This is a genomic window from Mycobacterium sp. GA-1841, assembly GCF_001954135.1.
GTDB lineage: Bacteria > Actinomycetota > Actinomycetes > Mycobacteriales > Mycobacteriaceae > Mycobacterium.
The window spans coordinates 36,815-58,680 of record NZ_MBEQ01000088.1 but is presented as its reverse complement, the minus strand read 5'-3'; the positions used below and the strand labels follow the sequence as shown (position 1 = coordinate 58,680).

The 21,866-nt window shown below is 67.4% G+C and carries 26 protein-coding genes; 8 read left to right on the top strand and 18 right to left on the bottom strand.

What is annotated here, in order from left to right:
- The first annotated feature begins 21 nt into the window (after positions 1 to 21).
- A complete protein-coding gene (gene glpK / locus A5740_RS20875; RefSeq protein ID WP_076197165.1) occupies positions 22 to 1,536 on the top strand; it encodes a glycerol kinase GlpK in 1,515 nt (504 codons plus the stop codon).
- Here glpK and A5740_RS20870 read toward each other — a convergent pair.
- From A5740_RS20870 to A5740_RS20860, 3 genes are all read right to left on the bottom strand, one after another.
- Entirely contained in the window at positions 1,533 to 2,216 is a 684-nt protein-coding gene (locus A5740_RS20870) for a hypothetical protein (RefSeq protein WP_076197163.1), read from the bottom strand. The two genes, glpK and A5740_RS20870, sit on opposite strands and share 4 nt — an antisense overlap.
- A gap of 20 nt (positions 2,217 to 2,236) precedes the next feature.
- Positions 2,237 to 2,974, bottom strand: coding sequence for a PadR family transcriptional regulator (locus A5740_RS20865; protein ID WP_076197161.1), 738 nt, complete (start codon positions 2,972 to 2,974; stop codon positions 2,237 to 2,239).
- Positions 2,975 to 3,044: 70 nt separating this feature from the next.
- The gene (locus tag A5740_RS20860) at positions 3,045 to 3,560 is read right to left on the bottom strand and encodes a PadR family transcriptional regulator (protein ID WP_076197159.1); all 516 of its coding nucleotides are present in this window, start codon (positions 3,558 to 3,560) and stop codon (positions 3,045 to 3,047) included.
- A gap of 57 nt (positions 3,561 to 3,617) precedes the next feature.
- On the opposite strand from A5740_RS20860, the gene A5740_RS20855 reads away from it, so the two are divergent.
- Entirely contained in the window at positions 3,618 to 4,931 is a 1,314-nt protein-coding gene (locus tag A5740_RS20855) for a carotenoid oxygenase family protein (RefSeq protein ID WP_076197157.1), read from the top strand.
- A 76-nt stretch (positions 4,932 to 5,007) separates the two neighbouring features.
- On the opposite strand, the gene A5740_RS20850 is transcribed toward A5740_RS20855, so the two are convergent.
- From A5740_RS20850 to A5740_RS20820, 7 genes are all read right to left on the bottom strand, one after another.
- Positions 5,008 to 5,226: a hypothetical protein gene (locus A5740_RS20850; protein WP_076197155.1), complete on the bottom strand. Its 219-nt coding sequence runs from the start codon at positions 5,224 to 5,226 to the stop codon at positions 5,008 to 5,010.
- A gap of 3 nt (positions 5,227 to 5,229) precedes the next feature.
- On the bottom strand, positions 5,230 to 5,421 hold the full coding sequence (locus A5740_RS20845; protein WP_076197153.1) for a hypothetical protein: 192 nt from the start codon (positions 5,419 to 5,421) through the stop codon (positions 5,230 to 5,232).
- A gap of 12 nt (positions 5,422 to 5,433) precedes the next feature.
- Positions 5,434 to 5,661 carry a hypothetical protein gene (locus A5740_RS20840; protein WP_076197151.1) on the bottom strand — a complete coding sequence of 76 codons (228 nt, stop codon included), beginning with the start codon at positions 5,659 to 5,661 and terminating at the stop codon, positions 5,434 to 5,436.
- A gap of 20 nt (positions 5,662 to 5,681) precedes the next feature.
- On the bottom strand, positions 5,682 to 6,632 hold the full coding sequence (locus tag A5740_RS20835; protein ID WP_254849273.1) for an oxygenase MpaB family protein: 951 nt from the start codon (positions 6,630 to 6,632) through the stop codon (positions 5,682 to 5,684).
- Between the two features lie 67 nt (positions 6,633 to 6,699).
- Positions 6,700 to 8,208, bottom strand: coding sequence for an efflux MFS transporter LfrA (gene lfrA / locus A5740_RS20830; protein WP_076197149.1), 1,509 nt, complete (start codon positions 8,206 to 8,208; stop codon positions 6,700 to 6,702).
- Between the two features lie 24 nt (positions 8,209 to 8,232).
- Positions 8,233 to 8,817, bottom strand: coding sequence for a TetR/AcrR family transcriptional regulator (locus tag A5740_RS20825; RefSeq protein WP_076197147.1), 585 nt, complete (start codon positions 8,815 to 8,817; stop codon positions 8,233 to 8,235).
- Between the two features lie 53 nt (positions 8,818 to 8,870).
- Complete coding sequence (locus tag A5740_RS20820) at positions 8,871 to 9,710, bottom strand: RDD family protein (protein ID WP_076197145.1); 840 nt, start codon at positions 9,708 to 9,710, stop codon at positions 8,871 to 8,873.
- A gap of 31 nt (positions 9,711 to 9,741) precedes the next feature.
- Between A5740_RS20820 and A5740_RS20815 the strand changes: the two genes are divergently transcribed.
- Positions 9,742 to 10,734, top strand: coding sequence for a stage II sporulation protein M (locus tag A5740_RS20815; protein ID WP_076197143.1), 993 nt, complete (start codon positions 9,742 to 9,744; stop codon positions 10,732 to 10,734).
- Positions 10,735 to 10,823: 89 nt separating this feature from the next.
- Here A5740_RS20815 and A5740_RS20810 read toward each other — a convergent pair whose 3' ends face one another.
- The 5 genes from A5740_RS20810 to A5740_RS20790 are packed head-to-tail and all read right to left on the bottom strand — an operon-like array spanning position 10,824 to position 15,792.
- Positions 10,824 to 12,146, bottom strand: a complete 1,323-nt coding sequence (locus A5740_RS20810; RefSeq protein ID WP_076197141.1) for a DUF58 domain-containing protein — start codon at positions 12,144 to 12,146, stop codon at positions 10,824 to 10,826.
- Positions 12,146 to 13,066 carry a MoxR family ATPase gene (locus tag A5740_RS20805; RefSeq protein ID WP_254849276.1) on the bottom strand — a complete coding sequence of 307 codons (921 nt, stop codon included), beginning with the start codon at positions 13,064 to 13,066 and terminating at the stop codon, positions 12,146 to 12,148. The genes A5740_RS20810 and A5740_RS20805 overlap by 1 nt, the downstream gene beginning before the upstream one ends.
- A 44-nt stretch (positions 13,067 to 13,110) precedes the next feature.
- Positions 13,111 to 14,220 (bottom strand): DUF4350 domain-containing protein, encoded by a 1,110-nt coding sequence (locus tag A5740_RS20800; RefSeq protein ID WP_076197137.1) that lies wholly within the window; start codon positions 14,218 to 14,220, stop codon positions 13,111 to 13,113.
- The gene (locus A5740_RS20795) at positions 14,217 to 14,804 is read right to left on the bottom strand and encodes a DUF4129 domain-containing protein (RefSeq protein WP_076197135.1); all 588 of its coding nucleotides are present in this window, start codon (positions 14,802 to 14,804) and stop codon (positions 14,217 to 14,219) included. Before A5740_RS20795 ends, A5740_RS20800 begins: the two co-directional genes overlap by 4 nt.
- Positions 14,805 to 14,811: 7 nt before the next feature.
- Positions 14,812 to 15,792 (bottom strand): hypothetical protein, encoded by a 981-nt coding sequence (locus A5740_RS20790; protein WP_076197133.1) that lies wholly within the window; start codon positions 15,790 to 15,792, stop codon positions 14,812 to 14,814.
- 39 nt (positions 15,793 to 15,831) lie between these two features.
- On the opposite strand from A5740_RS20790, the gene A5740_RS20785 reads away from it, so the two are divergent.
- The 3 genes from A5740_RS20785 (at position 15,832) to A5740_RS20775 (ending at position 17,962) form a co-directional block, all read left to right on the top strand.
- On the top strand, positions 15,832 to 16,509 hold the full coding sequence (locus A5740_RS20785; protein ID WP_076197251.1) for an SIMPL domain-containing protein: 678 nt from the start codon (positions 15,832 to 15,834) through the stop codon (positions 16,507 to 16,509).
- A 20-nt stretch (positions 16,510 to 16,529) separates the two neighbouring features.
- A complete protein-coding gene (locus tag A5740_RS20780) occupies positions 16,530 to 16,994 on the top strand; it encodes a GatB/YqeY domain-containing protein (protein ID WP_076197131.1) in 465 nt (154 codons plus the stop codon).
- Between the two features lie 74 nt (positions 16,995 to 17,068).
- Complete coding sequence (locus A5740_RS20775; protein ID WP_076197129.1) at positions 17,069 to 17,962, top strand: manganese catalase family protein; 894 nt, start codon at positions 17,069 to 17,071, stop codon at positions 17,960 to 17,962.
- Between the two features lie 81 nt (positions 17,963 to 18,043).
- On the opposite strand, the gene A5740_RS20770 is transcribed toward A5740_RS20775, so the two are convergent.
- Positions 18,044 to 18,628, bottom strand: coding sequence for a hemerythrin domain-containing protein (locus A5740_RS20770; RefSeq protein ID WP_076197127.1), 585 nt, complete (start codon positions 18,626 to 18,628; stop codon positions 18,044 to 18,046).
- An 80-nt stretch (positions 18,629 to 18,708) separates the two neighbouring features.
- On the opposite strand from A5740_RS20770, the gene A5740_RS28810 reads away from it, so the two are divergent.
- A complete protein-coding gene (locus tag A5740_RS28810; protein WP_175616306.1) occupies positions 18,709 to 18,846 on the top strand; it encodes a hypothetical protein in 138 nt (45 codons plus the stop codon).
- Between the two features lie 27 nt (positions 18,847 to 18,873).
- On the opposite strand, the gene A5740_RS20765 is transcribed toward A5740_RS28810, so the two are convergent.
- Positions 18,874 to 19,536: a phosphodiesterase gene (locus A5740_RS20765; protein WP_076197125.1), complete on the bottom strand. Its 663-nt coding sequence runs from the start codon at positions 19,534 to 19,536 to the stop codon at positions 18,874 to 18,876.
- A gap of 42 nt (positions 19,537 to 19,578) precedes the next feature.
- A complete protein-coding gene (locus A5740_RS20760; protein WP_076197123.1) occupies positions 19,579 to 20,376 on the bottom strand; it encodes an acyl-CoA thioesterase II in 798 nt (265 codons plus the stop codon).
- A 76-nt stretch (positions 20,377 to 20,452) separates the two neighbouring features.
- Here A5740_RS20760 and A5740_RS20755 point away from each other — a divergent pair, with 76 nt between their 5' ends.
- Positions 20,453 to 21,826, top strand: coding sequence for an aldehyde dehydrogenase family protein (locus A5740_RS20755; protein WP_254849272.1), 1,374 nt, complete (start codon positions 20,453 to 20,455; stop codon positions 21,824 to 21,826).
- Positions 21,827 to 21,866 lie beyond the last annotated feature (40 nt).

Genomic DNA, 21,866 nt, shown 5'->3' with positions numbered 1-21,866 from the left:
TACCTGTATGGAGGAAAGACGTTGGCCGACTTCGTAGCCGCGATCGACCAGGGCACCACCAGCACGCGCTGCATGATCTTCGATCACAGTGGGGCCGAGGTGGGACGTCATCAGCTCGAACACGAGCAGATCCTGCCCAAAGCCGGGTGGGTGGAACACAACCCGGTCGAGATCTGGGAACGCACCGCGGCGGCGATCATGACCGCACTGAACAAGACCAACCTGTCCGCCGTTGACGTGGCCGCGCTGGGCATCACCAATCAGCGCGAGACCACGCTGGTGTGGAATCGCCACACCGGCCGGCCGTACCACAACGCCATCGTCTGGCAGGACACCCGCACGGACCGCATCGCGGCGGCCCTGGACCGAGACGGCCGCGGCGACGTGATCCGACGCAAGGCCGGGCTGCCGCCCGCGACGTACTTCTCCGGGGGCAAGATTCAATGGATCCTGGAGAACGTCGACGGGGTGCGTCGCGACGCGGAAAACGGTGACGCCATCTTCGGTACCGCCGACAGCTGGGTGACCTGGAATCTGACCGGCGGCTACCGCGGCGGCTTACACGTCACCGACGTCACCAACGCCAGCCGCACCATGCTGATGAACCTGGAAACCCTGGACTGGGACGACGAGCTGTTGTCGCTCTTCGACATTCCGCGCCAGATGCTGCCCGAGATCAGGCCGTCGTCGTATCCGGAGTCGTTCGGGATCACCCGCGACGACGGACCGCTGGCCGGGCAGGTGCCGGTGACCGGCATCCTGGGTGACCAGCAGGCGGCCATGGTGGGGCAGGTCTGCCTGTCACCCGGTGAGGCCAAGAACACTTATGGCACCGGCAATTTCCTCCTGCTCAACACCGGTGAGAAGATCGTGCGCTCGGACAACGGGCTGCTGACCACGGTGTGCTATCAATTCGGAGACGCGAAACCGGTTTATGCCCTTGAGGGTTCGATCGCGGTGACCGGTTCGGCGGTGCAGTGGCTGCGGGATCAGCTGGGCATCATCAGTGGTGCGGCCCAGAGCGAGGCACTGGCCCGGCAGGTCACCGACAACGGCGGCGTGTACTTCGTGCCCGCGTTCTCCGGGCTGTTCGCCCCGTACTGGCGCTCCGATGCCAGGGGTGTCATCGTCGGGCTGTCCCGGTACAACACCAACGCGCATCTGGCCCGCGCCACCCTCGAGGCGATCTGTTATCAGAGCCGCGACGTGGTGGAGGCCATGGAGGCCGATTCCGGTGTGCACCTTGAGGTTTTGAAGGTCGACGGCGGCATCACCGCCAACACGCTGTGCATGCAGATCCAGGCCGATGTGCTGGGTGTCGAGGTGGTCAAGCCGGTGGTGGCCGAGACCACCGCACTGGGCGCGGCCTATGCGGCCGGGCTCGCGGTCGGGTTCTGGGAGAGCCCGGAGGATCTACGGACGAACTGGCAGGAAGGCCAGCGTTGGAGCCCGCAATGGGATGACGAGGCCCGGCAGTCCGGCTATGCCGGCTGGCGCAAAGCCGTTGAACGCACGCTGGATTGGGTGGAGATCTAGGCGGTCAACTGGATCTGGCATTTGGTCAGGATCGGCTTGAGTTCGTCGTAGAACTCGACCGACAGTTCGTAGTGCCGACCCGTGTTGTTGGTGCGCACGGAGTCGGCGATCTGCTCAGCTACCTCGGCCAGTCGTTGGGCGTGCTGGGCGGCCTCGCCCTTGGTCACCTGGTCGGCCTGTTCCCGGATGATCTTGGCCCAGTCCTGGTAGTCACCGACCGTCGGCCCCTGGTTGGGGCCGACCGCCGGCATGACGAAGGCCGAACTGGCCCGGCTGGACTGCACCAGCGGATCGACCTGCCGGCAGCCCGTGTTCTGGACGTAGATGAGGGCAGTCGAGCCCACCACCACCACGACTGCCGAGAGGGCCGCAGCCGTCGCGATGGCCTGGATCCTGGGTTCGGCGTCGGGAACCCGACGCCGCCACATCACGTGGGCGAACACGATGGCGGCCACCGCGACCACCGCCATCAAGACGGCCTGCCACAGGCTGCCGACACCGGACGCGGAACCGGTGGCGCCCATCGTCGCGACCGCGGCGAGCAGGACCAGGAGCCACTGCCAGATGCCGCGCCGGCGCTCGTAGGCGTCGACATCGCGGAATTCGAGTCCGATGACGGCGCCGGCGGCGGTCAATACTGCGACGAGCGCGGGAACGACGACGGCGACGAGACTGTCCACGAGGGCAGCCTACGGGCTGTTCACTCCTCGGCCAGGACCTGGTAGATCTCGCGGCGCGCGTTGTTGACGATGTCGAGGATGCGTTGGCGCTGTTCCTCGGTGGCGGCATAGGCCGACTGGCCGACGGCCGTCATCAGTTGCGCAGCGGCCCCGTGCAGGTTCTGGTGGCCGGGGGTCTCGTCTTCCTGATCTGCCAAGATCTGCTCCCACGGCGGGGTGTCGATCTCGGCGGCGGCCTGGCGGCCTTCTGCGGTCAACTCGAAAGTTTTCTTACTGCCCTCGGTTTCGGCCGGGACGATCAGGCCCTCGTCGACCAGCAGTTGCAAGGTCGGGTACACCGAGCCGGGGCTCGGCTTCCACAGGTTGTTGCTGCGGGCGGCGATCTCCTGCGTCATCTCATAGCCGTGCATGGGCCGCTCGGCCAGCAGGGTCAGGATGGCCGCACGGACGTCACCGCGTCGGCCCCGTCGGCCACCCCGGCCGCCGCGACCCCGCGGGCCACCGAAAGGTCCGCCGAAAGGCCCGCCGCCGAAGGGGCCCGGACCGAAGCCGAAGCCGAAGCCGCCGCGCGGTTCGAATCCGGGTCCGGCCTGGCAGGTGGGATCGACGCGCTGCTCGCGGGCGGCGTGGGCCTGGGCGCGCATCTGGTCACGGAGATCGCGACGGGCGGTGCGAGCCTGGCGGAACATGGCGCGGGCTTCTTCGCGGCCGAAGGGCACGAATCCGAAGCCGCCTGGTGGGTTGAATGGGTTGGTCATTGGAATGACTCCTTCGTTGTCGTAGGGGAGCGCGGTCCGCGCTTCCGATGCGTCAACGATATATCGAGATCTATCGTTTGTCGATAGTCTTCGTGAGCCACCGGGCCCACTGGGCCTGCATGGTGTTGAGGCGCAGGCCGTATTCCAGGACGGCGTGCCCGTAGAGGTCGTCGGCATCGGGCCAGGGGATGGACGCCTCCAGTTCTTTGAGGCGTGCGACTTCCGCGTCGGCGTGCGCGGCCACTGCCTCGAGGTGGGCGAGTGCCTGATCCCGGGATATTTCGCCGAGCAGGAACAGCCGCAGCAGGGCGGCGCTGCGCTCGGGTGGGTCGTCGGCAGGGTTGGTGATCCAGTGCTGCAGTTCGCTGCGGCCGGCGGGCGTGATCCGGTACTCCTTGCGGCCGCGTGGTCCGATGGCCGACACCTCGATCAGGCCGGCGTCGGCCAGCTTGTTGAGCTCGCCGTACAGCTGGCTCTGGGTGGCCGGCCAGACGTTGGCCATCGATTTCTCGAACCGCTTGAGCAGGTCGTACCCGCTGCCCGGGTGCTGTGCCAACAGGCCAAGTGTCGCCATCCGCAGACTCATGAGGGCAGCCTACATTTCACTATTGACATGTCAGTTGTGGAATGTCACCGTGAATGCATGACTTCCGCACTGCCCATCGGTCAAACCGACTTCTTCCGGCGCGGTAACTACGCGCCCGTCGCCGACGAACTCACCGAATACGACCTGCCCGTCGATGGCGCGATCCCCGCCGAACTCGACGGCTGGTACCTGCGAAACGGGCCCAACCCGCGCCAGGCGGGGCAGCACTGGTTCACCGGCGACGGAATGATCCACGGTGTCCGCATCGAGAACGGCGCGGCCAAGTGGTACCGCAACCGCTGGGTGTGCACCGACAGCTTCATCGAGGACTTCCGGCTGTACAACGACGACGGCACCCGCAACCTGCGCTCCTCCGTCGCCAACACCCACGTCGTCAACCACGCGGGCAAGACCCTGGCGCTGGTGGAGTCCTCACTGCCCTACGAGATCACCAACGACCTGGAAACCGTGGGCGCCTACGACTTCGGCGGCAAGCTCATCGACTCGATGACCGCGCATCCCAAGATCTGCCCGACGACCGGCGAGCTGCACTTCTTCTCCTACGGCAGCATCTTCGAGCCCTACGTCACCTACCACCGGGCCGACGCCAACGGCGACCTGATCGTCAATCGACCGGTGGATGTCAAGGCGCACACCATGATGCACGACTTCGCGATGACGGCAAGCCACGTCATCTTCATGGATCTGCCGGTGGTGTTCGACCTGGACGTCGCGGTGGCCGAGGGCGAAAGCGGCATGCCCTACCGCTGGAGCGATGACTACGGTGCCCGGTTCGGTGTGCTGCGTCGCGACGATCCGGACGCCTCGATCCGCTGGTTCGACATCGACTCGTGCTACGTTTTCCACGTCGCCAACGCCCATGATGACGGCAATTCGATTGTGCTGCAGGCGGTTCGATACCCTGAGATGTGGCGCAATGACGGTGGCTTCGATGTCGAAGGCAAGCTGTGGGAGTGGCGGATCGACCTGGCCGCCGGAACCATCCGCGAACGCCAGCTCGACGAACTCGGGGTCGAGTTCCCCCGCATCGACGATCGGCTGGCCGGTCTGCCTGCCAAGTACGCGGTGTCCGTCGCGGACAAAGCCTGGATCCGCTATGACCTGCGCACTGGTGCAGGTGTCCGTCACGAGCTCGGCTCCGGTGGACCCGGAGAGGCGGTGTTCGTCCCCGGGGCGGGCCCGGCCGACGAGAGCAACGGCTGGTATCTGGGCTACGTCTACAACCCCGAGCGCGACGGCAGCGATCTGGTGATCCTCGATGCGTCGGACTTCAGCGGAAAGCCCGTCGCGACCATCAAACTGCCGCAACGCGTTCCGTACGGGTTCCACGGAAACTGGATCAGCGCCTGATCTCCGGCGAAAGTGACGCTGAGGTGGTTACGCGTCGAAAACTACGGCCATAGCGTCACTTTCGTGATCGCAGCGCTCAGGTCATTGTCACGTTGGAGATCAGCAGCACCGGCCAGCACACGATCGAGCCGAGGAACGAGACCACCTTGTCGGTGTTGCTGTGGATGCCGTCCAGGTGTGCGGTGTGGGTGAGCGTCCATCCGACACCGACGAGGAAGTAGGGAATCCCGATCAGGATCAGCAGCCCGAGAAACTCGGAGAACTTCATCTCGTGGTCCAGGATCTTGCCGATCATCGCTCAGTGTCCGTTCAGGGTGTCGACGAGCATCGGGATGGCCCACACGCCCCACGCGATGAGTGCCACGCCCGCGCATATCAATGACAGGAAAGAGATCCAGGCCAAGGTGCGGCGCGCCGGCCCGCCGTTGAGTCCGAGCAACAACTTCACATACTCCATGCCGACGTCGATGAGCCGGACCAAAACCATCATTCGGGTGTCCTCCTAGGTCATCGTCACGTTCGCGAAGATCAGCACGGGCCAGCACACGATCGACCCCAGAAAAGAAATGACCTGGTCCCAGGCGCTGTCGATCTGGGACAGGTGAGAGGTGTGGGTCAGGGTCCACACCACCCCGATGATTCCGTACGGGATCCCGATGAGGATCAGGGTTCCGATGTACTCGGAGACCTTCATCTTGTGATCCAGGATGCGGCCGATGGTTCTCAACATGTCGAATGTCCTTCTGTGCCTTAGATGAGGGCCTTGTTTTCGCGCAGCCGCAGCCGGAAATCGCGCATGATGAGGTAGAACGCGGAGAACCGCAGTGGCCGTGGCAGGAACCGGTTGACGAAGCCGACGAACAGGAACAGGTTGTCGAACCGCCGCTGATCCTTGGCGCTCCAGGCCAATCCGAGCTTTTCGCGGAACAGCGGAGCGAGGAATCCGATCGTGAGGAACCGCAACAGCCCTCGTAGCGGCAGCCCGAGCGTCGGGGTGATCATCTTCAGGTCGATCAGATCGTTGATGAATTGCTTTTGGGCGTCGTCGAACGTCACCCGCTGGCAGGCGACGTTCCAGTAGTGGTCGAACTCCTTGCGCGAGGCCGGCCACATGTCGGCAGTCACCTGCAACGTGGTGCCCAGCGTGCTGGAGGACTGATAGAACTGCTCGGCCTGCTCCTCGTTCATCCTGCCGTGGAGTAGTTGGTGGGTGTCCTCGAAGCCGATGTAGAGGCAGGCGGCGACCCACAGTTGAAGCTCCGGGTTGAACGCGTTGTATTTCACGGGTGAGGTCGCAGTGTTGCGCACCATGCGGTGTGCGCTGTCGATCGCCTTGCGGTAGGCGGCGCGTTCTTCGTCGGTCCCCAGAATCGCGACCGCGAGGTACTGCTCGGTGGTGCGCAGGCGTTTCCAGGGATGCTTCATCAGCGCCCCGGACTCGACCTTGGACTCCATGACGCCGTAGGCAACTTCTGGCCAGCCCAGTTGCATGGCGACATTGGCCGCCGATCCGGCTGCCGCCCAGCCGTCGAAGGCGTCCTGCACTTGGGTGCGGTCACACCGGGCGGAGTCCTCCCGCATCGGCGTGTTGATCGGGATGCGGGTCTGCGCGGTGGTCAGCGTCGGTGTGGTGTGCTGCCAATCGGGCAGATACTGCTGGGCTCGACGGCCCATCCTGGTCTGGTCGATCACGTCGGTCATCCCGCCATCCCCCTATTGTGGAAACACGCGTATCCAGAATTAGGGAGATCATATCGCCTGCCGTCGATCAGCGGAATGCCGCGGCCACGATCCCGGCGGCCGCCAACACCAGCACTGCGGCGATGATGGCCGTCGGGGCGATGCCGGAATCGAACGCTGTGCGGGCCGACTCCAGCAGTTGGGCCGCGGTGGCCGCGGGCACGTCCGCCGCCACCGACACCGCCCCGCCGATGCTCTCACCGGCGTCGGCGGCCTGCGTCGGGCTCAAACCGGCCGGCAACGCAATGTTGTTGCGGTAGAACGCGGTGAAGATGGTGCCCAGGGTCGCGGTGCCCACCACCGCGCCCAACTCATAGGCGGTCTCCGAGACAGCTGATGCCGCACCGGCTTTGGCGGCCGGCACCGAGGCGACGATGGTGTCGTTCGATACCGTCTGGGAGATGCCGACGCCGAGTTCGAGCACGACGAACGACACGATCACCGCGACCACCGAGAGATCGTGGCGGAACAGCAGGATCAGGATGAACCCGGCGGCCACGAAAATCAGCCCGGTGATCATCAACGTCTGCGGCGCAAAACGTTTCGCGGCCTGCACCACGGCGATGCCGGCAATCATCGACACCACCGCGCCGGGCAGCGTCACCAGGCCCGCGGTGAGCGGCGACAGTCCGAGTACCAGCTGCAGGTGCTGCGAGATGAAGAAGATGAACCCGATCAACCCCACGATGGACAGGAAGTTCGCCAGGATCGACGAGCTGAACGGGCCGTAGGAGAACAGGCCGATGTCGAGCATCGGGGTGGCGCTGCGCCGCTGCCGGCGAACGAACAGGGCGGCCGAGCCGATGCCGGCGACGAACGCCGCCGCGACGACGACCGACAACCCGTCATGGGCGGCGGTCTTGATCGCCCAGACGAACGGCAGCATCGCGGTGAACGACAACGCCACGCTGACCAGATCGAGCGGACCGGGATTGGGGTCACGCGATTCGGGCACCAGCTTGGGGCCCAGGATCAGCAGGGGCAACAGGATCGGTACGGCCACCAAAAAGACCGAGCCCCAATGGAAGTGTTGCAGCAGCGCCCCGCCGACGATCGGGCCCAGGGTGGATCCGGCGGTGAAGCAGGAAGCCCAGATCGCGATCGCGAGCCGGCGGGCCGACGCGTCGGTGAAGATGTTGCGGATCAGCGACAGCGTCGACGGCATCAACATGGCGCCGAACACGCCGAGCACGGCGCGCGCCAGCACCAGGTACTGGGCACTCGGCGCGAATGCGGCCGCCACGGACATCGCCGCGAAGCCGGTGGCGCCGATCAACAGCAGCCGGCGTCGGCCGAACCGGTCACCGAGACCACCCATGGCGACCAGCAGCGCCGCCAACACCAGGGAGTAGACGTCGACGATCCACAGCTGGGTGGAGGCCGGGGGCCGGAAATCCTCGGCGATCGACGGCAGTGCGAAAGCCAACACGGTGTTGTCGATCGCGATCAACAGCACGGGCAGCGCCAGGACAGCCAGGGCCACCCAGGCGCGTTTGGGGGTGGAGACCGACGGCGAGCCGTCGAGGCGGGTGGACATTCGGGGAGCTCCAGAAAAGTGGGGTCAGCCGCGCGGGAGATTCACGGTGCCCGCGGTGAGGCTGGTCATGATGGCGTCGACGATTTGGTGGCGCGGTGTGCCGTCCTGTTTGGCGGCTTCGTAGCCGGCATCCAGCAGGGCCCAGAACACGCGCCGGGCCCAGCCGGGCGGGTACGGCGGGTATTCGGGCCGGTCCACCGAGGCTCGGTTGAGTACCTCGACGATCGCCTCGTCGCCGGTGTCCAGGTGCGCCGCCAGCTCGCGGTCGGCCAGGATCGACGGCTCGCTGTAGACGAACAGCACGATCGGGCCGAGGTCGAGTTGGCTCTCCACCACCCGGCGGAGGGCGTCATAGGCCGGCCCGTGGGTGGGATCGGCGCGGTCGATGGCCGCATTGCTGAGCTCGTGCACGTGACGGGCCAGGGCGCGCAACAGATCCGTGCGTTCCGGGTAGTACCGGTGCACGGTGCTGCGGCCGACGTCGGCGGTGGTGGCGATGTCGGTCAGGGACGCCGACGGATTGTCGGCCAGCACCGTCATGGCGGCATCGAGGATCGCCTTGCGGGTGCGCTCACGCGGTCCGCTGTGTACCGTCGCCGAACTGGTCATGCGTCAAAATCTAACACATTTGCGCCATAATGAGACAGTGATGTCCCATACAGCTATCCCGGCGGAGCAAACCCGCTGTTCGGTGGCGGTGCCGATGGTGGGTAACCCGAATAGGGCGCCGGGAACGCGATCGGTGGGGCTGGTGGCATCAACCGGGCCAGGGCACGACGGTGCCGCTCGGCCAGCACCGCGGCCAACACGTACTCCGGCGGCGCCCCGGGCGGCGGCGGGGGTGAGATGCGTGCGGCCACTTCGGCGAAGATCCGCCGGCCCATCTCGTGACGTATCCGGGGGTCGAGTTGTGCCGAGCGGGACAGGAACTGCCGGGCCAGTTCGGCCTGTTCGGGGCCGAGGCCGGACAGTTGCAGCGAGGACGCCCACCACGCCAGCGGCGGGGGCATGACCGGCGGCGGATTCAGCTTCGGTCCCCGCTCACTGATCACCACGGTGCCGGCGAAGATGTCACCGAGGCGCTTGCCCTTGGCCGACAACAGACTGCAGATCACCGCGGGCCCACCGGTGAGCATCCAGATCTCGACGAAGCCGGCCAGCCCGCGAAACAGGGCCTGGCGGAAGCGTTCCGGACCGCCGTCGGAGGCCACCACGCGCAGCCCCAGCGCCATCTTGCCCAGCGAGCGGCCCCGCGTCGCGGTCTCCATCACCACCGGATACCCGACGAGGGCCAGCACCGTGAAGATGATCAGGATGGCCGCCGACAGCGCATCGTCGAGTTGACTCAGCGTGATCGACCACAACACCACGCCGATGACATAGCCAACCGCGATCACCACGATGTCGATCAGGGCGGCCAGCGTGCGCACCGGCAGCTGGGCGATCGCGACATCGAGGACGACGGCGTCCCCGGTCACCACCGGCGCGGGCTGCGAGACCATACCGCCACACGCTACCGATAGGCTTGGTCGGGTGGATGTCGATGCGTTCGTCGTGGCCCATCGCCCCACCTGGGACCGGTTGGAGCAGTTGGTAAAACGACGCCGACAGTTGACCGGCGCCGAAGTCGACGAGCTCGTGGACCTCTATCAACGGGTTTCCACGCATCTGTCGATGGTGCGTTCGGCCTCGCAGGACTCGGTGTTGATCGGGCGGCTGTCCGGGCTGGTGGCGCGGGCCCGCGCCGCGGTGACCGGCGCGCACGCCCCGTTGTGGCGCGAGTTCGTCCGGTTCTGGACGGTGTCGTTCCCGGTGGTGGCCTACCGGTCCTGGCGGTGGTGGCTCGGGTCGGCGGTGGCATTCTTCATCGTGACCGTCGCGCTGGCGCTGTGGGTGTCGGGAAACCCCGAGGTGCACGCGGCCATCGGAACCCCCAGTGAGATCGACGAATTGGTCAACCACGATTTCGAGTCCTACTACAGCGAGCACCCGGCCGGATCGTTCGCGTTGCAGGTCTGGGTGAACAACTCCTGGGTGGCTGCCCAGTGCATTGCCTTCGCGATCCTGCTCGGGCTGCCCATCCCCTATGTGCTGTTCCAGAACGCGGCCAACCTCGGCATGATCGCCGGGCTGATGTTCAGCGCCGGCAAGGGCGGCCTGTTCCTCGGTCTGCTCACCCCGCACGGGTTGCTCGAGCTGACCGCCGTGTTTTTGGCCGCGGCGGTGGGGATGCGGCTGGGCTGGACGGTGATCGCCCCCGGGGACCGGCCCCGCGCCCAGGTGCTTGCCGAACAGGGGCGGGCAGTCGTCGCGGCCGCGATCGGGCTGGCGGTCGTGCTGCTCGTCTCGGGCCTGGTGGAAGCCCTCGTGACGCCCTCTGCGCTGCCCACGTGGGCGCGGATCGCCATCGGCGTCGCCGTCGAGGCCGCGTTCCTTGGCTACGTGGTCCACTTCGGCCGCAAGGCCGTCCGGGCCGGGGAGAGCGGCGACCTGGAGGACGCCCCCGACGTGGTCCCGACGGGTTGACCTACTTCGCCGAGCAGACACAAAACTGCCTCTTCGCACGCGAAAATGGGCAGTTTTGTGTCTGCTCGCGCAAGGGCCGCGCACGGGAACTAGAGCTTGCCGGCGGCCTTCATCGCCAGATAGTGGTCGGCCAGGGCGGGCGCCAGATCCTCGGGCGCGGCATCGACCACATCGACGCCGTGCCCGCGTAGCCGTGACGCGATGGCCCGACGGTCGTTGCGGGCCCGTTCGGCAGCGGCGGCGTCATAGACCTGCGCGGCATCGGAACGGCCTGCCGCCAACTGGTCCACCCGCGGATCGGATACCGCGGCCAGCAGCACCTGATGGCGGGACGACAGCTGAGGCAACACCGTCATCAAGCCCTCGTCGAGTGCCGAGGCGTTGAGATCTGTCAGCAGCACCACCAGTGCCCGGCCCCGCACCCGGCGCGATATCGCCGAAACCATCGCGGTGGCATCGGATTCCACCAAGGCCGGCTGCAGCGGCGCCATCGCCGAGACCAGCGTGGCCAGCAGTTCAGTGCGTGAGGCATTGAAGACCCCGGCGCGGGTCACCCGATCGATGGCCAAAAAATCGACGTGATCGCCGGCCCGTGACGCCAGCGCGGCCAGCAACAGTGCGGCGTCCATCGACCAGTCCAGCCGGGGCCAGCCGCCCGGATCCCGTGCCGTGGGGTCGACGCCGACGCGGCCGGCCGAGGTACGCCCGGTGTCCAGCACGATCACCACCCGACGATCCCGTTCCGGACGCCAGGTGCGCACCACCACGTCGGCGCGGCGGGCCGTGGCGCGCCAGTCAATCGAACGGACGTCGTCGCCGACGACATACTCACGCAGCGAGTCGAATTCGGTGCCCTGCCCGCGGATCAGCACCGGAATCGCGCCGTCCAACTGCCGCAGCCGGGCCAGCCGCGAGGGCAGGTGCTTGCGGGACAGGAAGGGCGGCAGGACACGCACCTGCCCGGGCAGCGGCGCTGAGCGTTGGCGCCCGGCCAGACCCAGGGGGCCGATCGAACGCACGGTGACCAACTCGCAGCGTTGGTCGCCACGCCGTACCGGATTCAGTCGGGTGACCAATCGGACCTGTTGGTCCGCACCGATGTTCACCTGGTGTGCGCGCGGTTGTGCCGTGGCGCTGGGTGGCCAGGCGTCGCGGATCGCGCCGCGGATCCGTCGTCGCCCGGTGTTGTGCACGGCAAGGACGGCGTCCCCGGTCTGACCCAGCCGCGCCGTAGCATCCCCGCCGCGGGACAGCTGCAACCCGCCGATACGGCCGGCCAGTGCGACGTCAGCGGCCACCCCGGCCGCCAACAACGCTGCCAACACCACGAAAGCCGTTGCCGGCCACGGGGCCAGCGCGATCGGCAGCACACACACCAGTGCCACCAGAGCCGCGCGGCCGGTGAGAACCATCAGCGCGGCACCGGTACGGCAGCCAAGATGCCGTCCAGCACGCCGTCGGGTGTGGCGCCCTCCAGCTCGGCTTCCGGACGCAGGGCCACCCGGTGGCGCAGCGTGGAGCGGGCCATCGCCTTGACGTCGTCGGGCGTCACGTAATTGCGGCCCGACAGCCAGGCCCACGACCGTGAGGTGGCCAGCAGCGCGGTCGCCCCGCGCGGGGACACGCCCAGTTGCAGCGACGGCGAATGCCGGGTGGCCCCGACGATGTCGACGATGTAGCCCAGCACCTCGTCACCGGCCAGAACCTGGCGCACAGCCTCGCGTCCGGCTGCCAGTTCCGCCGCCCCGGCCACCGGTTGCACGGCGGACAGGTCACGCGGGTCGAAGCCCTGCGCGTGCCGGCTCAAGATCGCGATCTCCTGGTCCCGCGGCGGCAGCGGCACCGTGAGTTTGAGCAGGAAGCGGTCCAGTTGTGCCTCGGGCAACTGGTAGGTGCCCTCGTATTCGATGGGGTTTTGGGTGGCCGCCACGATGAACGGGTCCGGCAGTGGACGCGGCGTGCCGTCGACGCTGACCTGCCGCTCTTCCATGGCTTCCAGAAGTGCCGCTTGGGTTTTCGGCGGGGTGCGGTTGATCTCGTCGGCCAGCAACAGGTTGGCGAACACCGGACCGGCACGGAACTCGAACTCGGCGGTACGCGCGTCGTACACCAGCGATCCCGTCACATCGCCGGGCATCAGGTCCGGGGTGAACTGCACGCGTTTGAAATCCAGTTGCAAGGCGGCGGCCAGGGTGCGCACCAGCAGCGTCTTGGCCACCCCGGGCACGCCCTCCAGCAGCACGTGGCCGCGGCACAGCAGCGCCACCACCAGCCCGCTCACCACGGCGTCCTGCCCGACCACCACCTTGGCGATCTCGGCACGCAGCGCCATCAGGGCATCGCGGGCGTTGTCGGTGTTCTCGGTGCTGGGCTGAGTCACGAGTGCGCGACCTGCCTTTCGATGTCGTCGAGTTGATGTGCGAGATGGACGAGTTCGGCATCGGTGCTCGGGGCCGGGCCGAACAGCACCGGGCCCGCAGCTGCCGCGGAGATACCGCAGCGGGCCGCGACGGCGGCCGCGACAGCCGGCGGCGCGGCCCCGGCGCTGAGGCCGAGCCGGGGGAGTAGTCGCCCCAGCGTCGCGGAGCGCAACGCATCGGCGGCCCGGTCCCGCGCGCGTCGCGACCGGTAGAGCCGGCCGCGCCCCTCGACGGTCTCCGAGGCGCGGACCACGACGGGCAGGGGTTCGGCGACCAGCGGACCGAGCCGGCGCGCCTGTGCCACCGCCAGTACCGCCACCACCAGGCACAGTTGCAGCACGATCCACCGCACCTGCGGCGGCATCAGATCCGACAGCGTGCCGTCACCTGACGAGCCGGCCTCGAAATGTTGTGGTGCATACCAGATCACCCGCGGGGCGGCACCGGCCAGGTTCATCGCCAGCGCGGCGTTCCCGTCCTTGAGCAGGCGCGAGTTCATCATGAAGTCGCCGGTGCCGACGACCGTCACGGTGCGGGCCCCGTCGTGGTAGCGCACCAGGGCACCGCCGTAGCACGACGTCAGCTCGACATCCTTGGCGGTGTAGGTGTCGGTGCTGCCCAGCTGGGTGCGGCCGGCGCGTTTCGCCTCGGGCAGTTCACAATCCGGCTGGTCGCCGCCGAACTCCGTCGGCTTGTCGAGCTTGATCTGCGGGGCCAGCTTCTCGCGGGTGAGCGCCGTCGGTGCGACCAGCAGCAGATCACCGGGAACGTCGGCCAGCTGCGCCACCGTTTCCGCACTAGACAGATAGATCGTCTGTGCCACCACCAGCAATGTGCCGGGCCGGGCCGCGCGTTGTACATCCTCGGCTGTGGCGGCGGTGATCACCTCGACACTGTGGTCGCGCAACAGGCTGACCAACGCGTGCGTCCCGCCCGGCGAGGTGGAGTCGGGATCCATCGCACCGCCGGGGCGCGGCGCGGTCAGATAGACGGTGGCGACCGCCACCGCGACGATGACGACGAAGGCCAGCAGCACCCACCGCGTCGTGCGCAAACGTCCCTTCATCGCACCGCGGCCTCGTCCAGCGTGGCGATCGCCCGGTAGGCGGATTCGGTTCCCGGCTGTTCACCGTAGGTGACATCGTTGAATGTGTTTGCTGCGCTATACAGTTCGCTCGACAGGGCGGGCAGGACCGCTGCGGCGTCACGGGCCAGTTCGGTCGCGGTGCGGCCCGGGACCGGGTCGAGCACCCCGGTCTCTTCGAAACTGCGGGCCAGCGCGCGGACCCGGTGCCGGATTGCTTCCGACCAATCACCTTGGGCGGCAAACTGTTCGGCGATCGTCCGGTGCTGTGCGGCGCTGAGCGTCGCACTGTCGAACAGCGCGGGGTCGGTGTTGCGGTCAGTACGCATGGTGCGTCGGGCGATCCGCACCGCCACCACGGCGGCCGCCACGACCAGGATCACCAGCACCGAGATCGTGAACCAGCCGCCGGGCATCCGGGAACCGGCCGAGGCGATCCGGTACAGCAGCTCGTTGAGCCAGTCACCGATCTGATCGGTCGGTGAGGCCCGCGGATAGATCGGCTTGCTCAGTTCGTTCTGTGCGGCGTCGTGCGCAGCATCCCGGTCGATGTCGATGGTCGTCACCTCAGCACTACCGCGGCAGCCAGAGTCGATCGGCGGTCTCGGCGGGCGCCACGGCCCCGGTCCGCAACATCAGATCGAACGCCTCGGCCCGGAACCGGCGGTCGGCATACAGCAGCACCACCACGCCCGCGCTGAACGGCGCCGTGACGATCTGTCCGATGGCCGCGCCGACCGCGCTCAGGGCCAACCCCGGCAATGACGGCCCGTCGGCCACGAGAGACATGGTCTCGCCGGCGATGTTGAACGGCGCACCCACGCCCCAGGCGATGATCGAGGCCACGAACGTGGCGAGCACCCAGATACCGAACACCCGCCAGAAGTCCTTCTTCACCAACGCGAATGACCGCCCGATCGCGGCGACGATGCCACGTTGCTCCAACACGATGACCGCAGGCGCGAACAACAGCACCGTCGACACGTAGAGCACGGCGACGAGCGTGAGGAGCACCAGCGGCGCACCGACCGCGAATGCCCCCAACGCGCCGACGGCGGCGCCCGCACCGGCGATCATGACCGCCACGGCCGCGACGACCACCACCAACGCCAGCCCCTGCAAGACCGTCAGCCCGATGAGCGCGGGCAGCCGACCACGCAGCCGTTGCCAGGCCTCACCGATGGTGATGGTTCCGCCGAACACCGAGCGGCCGATCACCACGGTGAGCATCCCGCTGAGCAGAAGCGAGGCCAGCGTTGTGACGACGATGCCGGCGAACGTTCCGCCGGCGAAGACCGCGATCGTGCCCGCCGACGGCGGCTCGCCCTGCAGCGTGGAATCGAATTCGCCGAGTGCCGACAGCGGACCGACTTGCAATGCGAGCGTGATGATCTGCGCGGCCAGCACGACGACGGTGGCCAGCCCGAGCGTCGCCTTCGGATTGGTCCGGACGTAGGCCACCGCACCGTTGAAGATGTCGGTCAGGCTCAGGGGACGGAGCGGGATGACGCTACCTGCCGAAAAGTGAGCAAGGTGTGGCTGACCGCTCGTCATCCTTTCACCGTAGTTGCCGGCAGCAACTACGGTGAGGGCATGCCGACCGAGATCATCGTGCGCGGGTCGTTTTCCGCTTTTCAGCCGCCTGAACGCGCGACGGCGCATGTCATGCTCGGTTACGAGGGGCCGGCCATCGAGCCCGTGTACGAGCGGTTGGTTCGCGACCTGGATGTCGTGAAATCCTCGATCTCCCCGCTGCACGATCCCGCTGCCGGGCCGGTCACCTGGTGGTCCACCGGGCAGGTCCGCACCTGGGCCAACCGGCCCTGGAACAACGAGGGCAAGCAGTTGCCGCTCGTGCACCACGCCAGCGTCGGCCTGGAGGTGAAGTTCAGCGACTTCACCGCCTTGTCGCGGTGGGTCGGCGGGCACGTCACCGAGACCGGCGGGTTCACGTTGTCGCGCATCGAGTGGGCCCTGACGGTCAAGCGCCGCGACGAACTCGTCGCCGACGTGCACACCCGCGCGGTACAGGACGCGGTCTCCCGCGCCCAGCGCTATGCCGACGCATTGGATCTCGGCCCGGTGCACCCCGTGACGATCGCCGACGCCGGCATGCTCGGCCGCAACCCGCTGGCGTCATCTGGCCCGCCGATGCTGCGGGCCGCGGCCGCCCCGGCTGGGGTAGGCGGAGCACCCGAACTCGATTTCACCCCGGCCGACATCGAGGTCGCGGTGTCTGTCGATGCGAAATTCATGGCGGGCGCGAACTGATCGCGGCGTAGGTTGACGCTATGGCCGACCTCAAGGACAAGCTGCGTGCCGATCTGACCGACGCGATGAAGTCGCAGGACAAGCTGCGCACCGCCACGCTGCGCATGGTGCTGGCCGCGGTCCAGAGCGAGGAAGTCGCGGGCAAGCAGGCCCGTGAACTGTCCGACGCCGAGGTGATCGCGGTGCTGGCCCGGGAATCGAAGAAGCGCGGCGAGGCGGCGCAGATCTACACCCAGAACGGTCGGGGTGAGTTGGCGGCCAACGAACATGCCGAGGCCCGCGTCATCGACGAGTACCTGCCGACTCCGCTGACCGACGCCGAACTGGCCGACGTCGCTGATACCGCGATCGCCCAGGTGGCCGAGCAGCTCGGGGAACGTCCAGGGATGCGACAGATGGGCCAGGTGATGAAGGCCGCCACGGCCATTGCCGCGGGCAAGGCCGACGGCGCACGGCTCTCCGCGGCGGTAAAAGCCCGGCTCTGAAGACGTTTGGGACGGCTGCGCCCGGGTACCCGCCGCCGATCCCACCCGTTTTCAGCCCTTTGGAGGTACCCGGGATGTTCGTCCACAACAAGGATCTGCAATTCGAGGTTCGGGTCACCGAGCCCGACCCACGCTTCGCCAGCCTGCTGCAGGAGCAGTTCGGCGGCGCGAACGGCGAATTGAAGGCCGCCATGCAGTACTTCACGCAGGCATTCGTGCTGCGCGAGAAGAGCCCGAAGATGTACGACCTCTTCATGGACATCGCCACCGAGGAGTTGTCCCACCTGGAGATGGTCGGTTCGATGATCACGATGCTGCTCGACGGCCTCAACGACGACCTGAAGATCGCCAACGAGCGATGTGACTGGATGCCCGCGGTGGGCGACGCCGACGGGCGGGACCAGATCATCCACAGCGTCGCGGTCAACCCGCTGTACTTTGCGTTGACCGGCGGCGGGCCCGATGTCAGTAATTCGGCGGGCGTGCCGTGGAGTGGCTCCTACGTCAACGCCAACGGCGATCCGTCGGTGGATCTGCGCAGCAACCTGGCCGCCGAATCACGGGCCAAGATCGTCTACGAATATCTCAAGCAGTTCACCGACGATCCGGGTGTACAGGACACCCTGACGTTCCTGATGACCCGCGAAGTGGCCCACTTCCAGCAGTTCACCGCGGCGCTCAACGAACTACCGGTGAACTTCCCGCCGGGGCAAGCCCCGGGCGACGACCGGTTCCAGAACGTCGCGTTCAACATGTCCAACGGCACCGGCGATGCGCGCGGTCCGTGGAACCAGGGCCAGGGGCCGTGGCCCGAGGGCATGAAGTGGAAGTACGTCAACAAGCCGCAGGAGGAGTGGCTCGGTGGGAGGTTGCGCCAGAATCAGGGCGCGAAGAAGAACCCCGAGGGCAGCCCCGCCGTGGACTGCGAAAAGCCGTTCACCCACGAACAGCATTCCGCTGCTTTGTAATTCGATGTCATTCTATGGCTGACGGCCGGCGCCTTCGGGACGCGGGCCGTCAGGGGATGCTCACTGCTCACTGCTCACTGCTCACTGGATCTGCGGGTCGGGCGGGTTGTCCTCGTCGCGTCCGGTCGCGGCGTCGCGGACTCGGTCCATCATCGCGGCCGCCGCACCCATGGTCTTCTGTGCGGTTGCACCCGAGGGGGTGTCCGGGTGCGGACGGGTGGGCGCGACCTTCTTGGCCTGTTCCAGCTTGGCGCCGAGCTTCTCGCGTTCTTCACGGTCGACGGCGGCCTCGAACTTCGGCCACACCACGTCCTCCTCGAACACGATGTGCTCGCGGCCGACTTTCACGAATTCGCGGAGCGCGTCGTGATAATCGGGTTCGCCGGGCTCGCCGTCTTCAAGCCGCTGCAACAACTCCTTGCCGGCTTCTTCCTGCTCGATCGCCTCATCGGCCAGTTCGTCGCCGTTGTCGAGCACGTCGCGGACCATCGGCCAGAACAGCTGTTCTTCGATGGCCTCATGCTGGGATTCGGCGATGATCAGGTTGGTCACCATGGTGGCCAACCCACTTTCCTGCGCGCCGGGGCCGGTCGGCGCGCCATCGAGAACCTCCAGCATGCCCAGTACGCTCTTGTGGTCTTGACGGAGAAATGTCAAAGCGTCCATGTTGATTTCCTTCCGGGGGTCGGCTGCGCATACCCGTGGCGGTGGGGTTGAAACGCGCGACACCGGGTATCCGAGGGCGCATGCCAACGGGTAAGGGGATCTACGACGAAGAGCACCGTGACGACAGCGGTGACAAGCCTGATCGGACGAAAGAGGTTCCGGAGGACACCCCGGACGTCCAGAGCACCAAACACGACACGCAGGAACCTCCCGACTGAGTGGCTACTCCGAGCGGCTATGCCGTGCTATTCGGCGTCCCGCCCGATCCGGCTCTTCCGGTAGGCCACGCGGCGAACGTCGGCCAGCCAATCGGGGACGAGGGTGACCCCGGCGGCCCGGTGCAGAACCGGATCGAAGGATACGTCGCGGTCGTGCGGCAGCTTCTGGTCAAGTGACAGCCGGGCCAGGGGCTCGAATTCGCCACTGGCACCGCACTGTTCGATGTCGAAGTCGATGCCGCCGCGTTCCAGCTGGCCACTCACGCTGTCCAGGGACAGGCCGGCGCCGTCGAACTCGGTGCGCAACTTGGCCCGCAGCCACCACACTTTGCCCTCGTACCGCAGCGGCATCACGCTGGAGAACGTGATGCCCGACCACGAATTGGCCGGCCACAACACAAAACGGTTGCCGGCCAAAGTGGAGGCCAACAGCACATCCCACGGTGTGCCGGACAACTGCGGAGGCATCCGCCAGGCCACACCGGCGATGTCCGGCACCGAATCCGGCGTCCCCACCCCCTTGGACAGCCGCCCGACCACGTCGCACGAGTAGAGCGGCAGGCCTCTGCCTTCGGGGGCGCTGCGTTCGAGCGTGCCGCGCGCCAATACTCCGCTCGGGTGGAACAGGCGCCGGTGCCGTGCTGCGGCGCCGAGCTCGACCGGCCAGGATGCGACGTCGGAGATCTTCATCGTCACCGACTGCCCGCCGGGCCGCGGTTGCAAACGTGCCGGTTAATCCTGGGCGATTCGCCAGAGTGCTTCCTGGTTGACACTGGCGATCAGGGTGCCCGCCGCGTCGTAGAGCGAGCCGCGGGCCAGCCCACGGGAATCGTTGTGGTTGGCCGGCCGCAGCTCGTAGCGGTGCCAGTGCTGCGGTCGGAACGGTCGGTGAAACCAGATCGAGTGATCCAGGCTGGCGGCGAATCCCAGGTCGGCGCGCAGGGTGACGGTCGGCGGCAGGGCCGACGGCACGGGCCCGAGGTCCGACAGGAAGGTCAGGGTGCAGGCCCGGATCAACGGGTCGTCTTCGATCTCCTGCTGGGTGCGGATCCAAAACGGCGAGACCGCGAATTCGGAGTCATCGGCGGCCATGGTGCGCAGGTCGAATTTGTCACCGAAATCCATCACCTCGGATTTGGGGACGGCCGCGTCGAGCTCCAGGGTGGGCGGAGCGTCGGGGTACCAGTCCAACCCGGGCTCGGGTTCGTGGAACGAGACCATCATCTCCAGGATCACCGCGCCATCCTGGCTGGCGGTGACATGGCGGGTGGCGAATGTGCGTCCGTCGCGGGTGCGGTCGACGTGGAACTGGACCTCGGCGTCGTAGCGTCCGCCGCGGACGAAGTAGGTGTGCAGCGACTGCGGCAGTTTGCCGTCGTCGACGGTGGCGCCGGCCGCGGCCAGCGACTGCGCCGCGATCAGGCCGCCGAACAGCCGCTCGACCGCGCCGCGACGCGGTTCGCGGATACAGAAGTCGTCGCCCTCGCGGTCAAACTGCAGAAGTTGGGCGATCCAGCTCAACGCGGCCATCCGGCGACGCTATCAACCGCTTGGTTGGGCGGATCGGCGGGGATTGGAACCGTCGGCAACGGGTACGCCCCACACCGTGACTTCGACATTGAGTGACCGCATCACCGTCCGCGATCCACACACCGGCGAGGTCGTGAGCCGCGTGGCCGTCACCGAACCCGCAGCCGTCGAGCGGGCGGTCGCCCGCGCCGCCAATGCCCGCTCGGAATGGGCCAGGACCGCACCGGCCGAACGGGCTGCTGCGGTCGCCACGGCGGCCGAGGTGGTGCGGGCGGCGGCCGACGAACTCGCCACGCTCAACGAACGCGAGACCGGTAAGACGGCGGCCGACTCCCTCGGTGGTGTGCAGGCCGGGGTGGGCACGCTGCGTCAGTACGCCGAACTCGGGCCGCTGCACCGGGGTTCGACGCTGCAGGGCGGTTGGTCGGCCACCGATCTGATGATTCCGCAACCGCGCGGCGTGGTGGCGGTGCTGACGCCGTGGAACGATCCGGTCGCGGTGGCCGCCGGTCTGCTCGGTGCGGCGTTGGTGACCGGAAACACCGTGGTGCACAAGCCAAGTGAACGTTGCCCGCAGACCGGCCGGCGGTTCGCCGAGTTGCTCGCCGCCCAACTGCCCGACGGTGTGCTGGAGATCGTCGACGGGGACGGCGCAGTCGGGGCCCAACTGGCGGCGGCCGCCGAGGTCGACGTCGTCGCACATGTCGGCAGCAGCGCGACCGGCCGGGAGATCGCGCTGGCCTGCGCACAGCGCGGGGCCAAGGCACTGCTGGAAAACGGAGGCAACGACGCGTTGATCGTCGACGCCGGCGTCGACCCGCAGTGGGCGGCCGAGCAGGCCGCGCTCGGCTGCTTCGCCAACGCCGGACAGATCTGCGTCTCGGTGGAGCGCATCTTCGTCGTCCAATCGGCGGCCGAGTCGTTCATCGAGGCGCTGGTTGCGCAGGCGGGGGAGTGGGCTGAGCGGATCGGCCCCTTGGTCGACGAGCGACACCGCCAACACGTGCACGCCCACGTCGCCGACGCGGTAGACCGCGGCGCCCAGGTGCGCGCCGGCGGTGAGCCCACGCAGGGACCCGGCAGCTTTTATCCGCCCACGGTGCTGACCGAGTGCACCCCCGAGATGCTCGTGATGAGCGAAGAGACGTTCGGCCCGATCGCCCCGGTGCGGGCGGTGCCCGATTTCGCCACCGCAGTGGATGACGCCGCCGACGACCGTTACGGGCTGGCCGCCACCGTGCTCACCAACGACATGAGCCACGCGCAAGAGGCCTGGCGGGCCCTTCCGGTCGGCACCGTGAAGATCAACAACGTCTTCGGTGGCGCGCCCGGCGGCGCATCCGAGCCGCGACGGGCCAGCGGATCCGGTTTCGGTTTCGGCCCCGAACTGCTCGATGAGATGACGGCGATGAAGGTCGTCCATTGGACCGCGCCGCAATCCGGTGACTGACCGAGCAGCGGTAACCCGGCTCACACGCGGGCGTGTGCAA